Here is a 2,852-nt window from a genome sequence, read left to right on the forward strand (position 1 = left end):
GATGCGATGATTCGTCCCGATTCTGACCGATGACCCGCCGACCGGCGCAGCGGCCCGGTACCGCCGCCGTACCGTTCCCGGACCCGGCGGACCCCCTCCGGAAACGGTCACCGGGCCACTACGCTGACCGCCATGGCAGCGCGCTCAGCACCACCCACGGCCACGGCCGGACCGGCCGACCCGCCCGCCCCCGGGAGCGGCCCGGCCGGGGCGGCGGACGGCGGCGCGCCGGACCGGCCCCGGCGGGCCGGGTACCGGCGGCTGCCGGTGCAGCAGCGCAGGGAGCAGCTGATCGCGGTCGCCCTGGAGCTGTTCGGCTCGCGGCCGCCGGAGGAGGTGACCCTGGACGACGTCGCCGAGGCCGCGGGGGCCTCCCGGCCGCTGGTCTACCGGTACTTCGCGGGCGGCAAGCAGCAGCTGTACGAGGCGGCGCTGCGGACCGCCGCCGAGGAGCTGACCGGCCGGTTCAAGGTGCCCGCCCGGGGTACGCCGACCGAGCAGCTGGCGGCGGTGCTGGACCGCTACTTCGACTTCGTCGCCGAGCACGACGCCGGGTACGGCGCGCTGCTGCGCGGGGGCTCGGTGGTGGAGACGGCGCGCACCTCCGCGATCGTGGACGAGGTGCGGCGGGCCGCGCTGCGGCGCACCCTGCGGCACCTGGGGGTGCGCGAGGCCGGGCCGCGGCTGACGCTGCTGGTGCGCTCGTGGATCTCGGTGGTGGAGGCCTCGGCGCTGAGCTGGCTGGACGAGGGGCGGCAGATCCCGCCGGACTCGCTGCGGGACTGGCTGGTCGACCAGTTCGTGGCGATGAGCGCGGCGACGGCGGGCCACGATCCGCAGACGGCCGGGATGCTGGCCGGGCTGCTGGAGCTGGAGGCACCGGGCGGGCCGGCGCGGGCGATGGCGGAGCGGGTGCGGGCGCTGGCGGACGGGATCCACGGCGGTCGGACGGCGGGCGGGGACGCGGGGTAGCCGGCGGGGTGGACCCGGACCCCGTGCCTGGGTCGGGTCGGTCACCTGCCGGCGGGCGGCCGGACCGGTCGGGCCGGCGGCCGGCTCAGGCCTTGCCGAGCACCTGCCGCTGCCTGCCGAGCCCCTCGACCTCCAGCTCGACCACGTCGGACGGGCGCAGGAACGGGGTGCCCGGGTGGCCGAGCGTCACGCCCGCGGGGGTGCCGGTGATGATCACGTCGCCCGGCTCCAGCACCATGAAGTGGCTCAGGTAGCGGACGATCTCCAGCACCGGGAAGACCATCTCGGCGGTGCTGCCGTCCTGCCGGAGCTGCCCGTTGACCCAGAGCTTCAGGCTCAGCGCCTGCGGGTCGCCGACCTCGTCCGGGGTGACCAGCCAGGGCCCGAGCGGGGTGAAGGTCTCGGCGGACTTGCCCTTGTCCCACTGGCCGCCGCGCTCGAACTGGAAGGCCCGCTCGGTCACGTCGTTGACCGCCGCGTACCCGGCGATCACCTCGGCGGCCTGCCGGTGGTCGTCCAGGTAGCGGGCGGTGCGGCCGATCACCACGGCGAGTTCGACCTCGTAGTCGGTCTTCTCGCTGCCCCGCGGCACCAGCACCTCGTCCTGCGGGCCGACCACGGTGTTGCTCGGCTTGAGGAACACCACCGGCTCGGTGGGGAGCTGCGCGCCGGCCTCGGCGGCGTGGTCGCGGTAGTTGAGGCCGATCCCGACCACCTTGCCCGGCCGGGCCACCGGGGCGCCGGTGCGCTGCCCGGTGAGGTCCACCCGGGGCAGCTCGCCGGCCTCGACGGCGGCGGCCAGGGCCGCGCGGTCCAGGCCCGCCAGGAAGGCGCCGTCGATGTCCGCGGTGTGCTCGGAGAGGTCGTACGCGGCGCCGTCGCGGCCCAGCACGACCGGACGCTCGGCGCCCGCGGGGCCCACACGGAGGAGCTTCACTTGCCCATCACCACCTGGTTCGTCGCATCTCGACGGGTAGGTGATACACCTCGCCCGTCCTATGCCTCTGAGGTATATCAACGGCCTGGCCTGCGAACCAGTGGCCGGGGCTCGGCGAATTCCTATCAATCCGTACAGGCTGCCGGGGCCCGGAATCGGGTGGCCGTACCCTTGACAACCGGCCGCGGGACCCCGGGCGGGGTCCGCTCAGGTCTCGCGCTGCGGCCGGTACTCCTGCTCCGGGACGCCGAAGGTCCAGGCCACCCCGGCCCGCGCGGTCCGGGTGGACGGCGGGACCCGCAGCCAGTACGTGCGGAAGGTGCCGTCCGGCTCGGCGGTGGAGTTGACCACCTCGACCATCACCACGGGCTCGTCGTCCGGCAGCTGGATCCGCCACAGCACCCCGGTGGCGTCCCGGTGCAGCGGCTCGGCGCCGGAGTCGGCCAGGTAGCGCTCGTAGCCGTAGAACTCCAGCATCACCCGGCGCAGTTCGGCGTTCTCCTCGGTGCGGATCCGCTCCGGGGTGACGGCGGCCAGTTCGGCCAGGAAGCCGGGCGGCACCGGCATGCCGCGCCAGGCGTGCAGGGCGAAGCCGTCCGGGTAGGCGAGCGCCGGGCCGTCCGCGCGGTCGAGCCGGCCCGCCTCGTCGCGGTGCAGCTCCACGGGGCGTTCGCTGACCAGTGCCACGCCCTCGTACGGCCACCACCAGCCGGCGCCGCGGGCGATCTCGGCGAGCGGTGCCAGCGGGTGCGGTCCGTCCAGCGCGCCGGCGGCGTCGAAGGCCGCCAGCCAGGCGGCGTCGTGCGGGCCGAGCACGCCGTCCAGCAGGGCGAGCCGGGCGGCGGAGCGCACGGTGCGGGCCGCATCCCGGGCGGCCGGCGGCTCGTCGTCGGCGGGGTCGGGCGCGAGCCGGTCGAGCACCGCGTCCCGGATCCGGGCGGCC

Annotated in this window: 3 protein-coding genes; 1 reads left to right on the top strand and 2 read right to left on the bottom strand. The window is 75.9% G+C overall.

The genetic code is table 11. The features are described 5' to 3' along the window. Positions 1-132 precede the first annotated feature (132 nt). Positions 133-972, top strand: coding sequence for a TetR/AcrR family transcriptional regulator (locus AA75_RS23495; RefSeq protein ID WP_051813143.1), 840 nt, complete (start codon positions 133-135; stop codon positions 970-972). Between the two features lie 85 nt (positions 973-1,057). On the opposite strand, the gene AA75_RS23500 is transcribed toward AA75_RS23495, so the two are convergent. Next, positions 1,058-1,909 carry a fumarylacetoacetate hydrolase family protein gene (locus AA75_RS23500; RefSeq protein WP_033822179.1) on the bottom strand — a complete coding sequence of 284 codons (852 nt, stop codon included), beginning with the start codon at positions 1,907-1,909 and terminating at the stop codon, positions 1,058-1,060. Between the two features lie 207 nt (positions 1,910-2,116). Further along, the coding region (locus tag AA75_RS23505; RefSeq protein ID WP_033822180.1) for a DUF6745 domain-containing protein at positions 2,117-2,852 on the bottom strand (736 nt) is incomplete at its 5' end.

This window comes from Kitasatospora sp. MBT63, from assembly GCF_000710465.2.
GTDB lineage: Bacteria > Actinomycetota > Actinomycetes > Streptomycetales > Streptomycetaceae > Kitasatospora.

Bases quoted from the DNA above. Each gene is read 5' to 3' on its own strand.
- AA75_RS23495 (WP_051813143.1), top strand. From the start codon at position 133: ATGGCAGCGCGCTCAGCACCACCCACGGCCACGGCCGGACCGGCCGAC.